Source organism: Pseudomonas sp. 2995-1, assembly GCF_002742505.1.
In the GTDB taxonomy this organism is placed as follows: domain Bacteria; phylum Pseudomonadota; class Gammaproteobacteria; order Pseudomonadales; family Pseudomonadaceae; genus Aquipseudomonas; species Aquipseudomonas sivasensis.
Window position 1 is genome coordinate 1 of sequence record NZ_LJSA01000241.1, and the last position, 348, is coordinate 348.

The window sequence follows — 348 nt, forward strand, 5'->3', positions numbered from 1 at the left end:
GTGGAATAGGAGTATGTCCTTCCTTAAAATGCGATTCAATCTCTTCTTCCCCTAATATTACTATAACTCCCCTGTTAGTCTCATAGCTCCAATCGTGTAAAACTTTATCATGTTTCTTTCCTGAAATATCAGCTAGTTCCATACTAGCTGATTCAAATATTGAATTAACGATTACTGCTCTATATGAAGATGCTAATTGGATCTCACCTTTATTTACCATTACTTCTTCTGCAGGTGTCATAAAGTTCTTTACCTTTACCAACATCATATTAGTCTCCCCACTAATAATACATTGGCAAGCTTCAGAACCTTTCCCAAAATGCTTCTTCAATTGCTTACTGATAAAGC

General features: G+C 35.3%; 1 protein-coding gene. It reads right to left on the reverse strand.

What is annotated here, in order from left to right; all coding sequences use genetic code 11:
• The coding region (locus tag AOA61_RS02735) for a Na-translocating system protein MpsC family protein (protein ID WP_256583328.1) at positions 1-331 on the reverse strand (331 nt) is incomplete at its 3' end.
• Between the last annotated feature and the right edge of the window lie 17 nt (positions 332-348).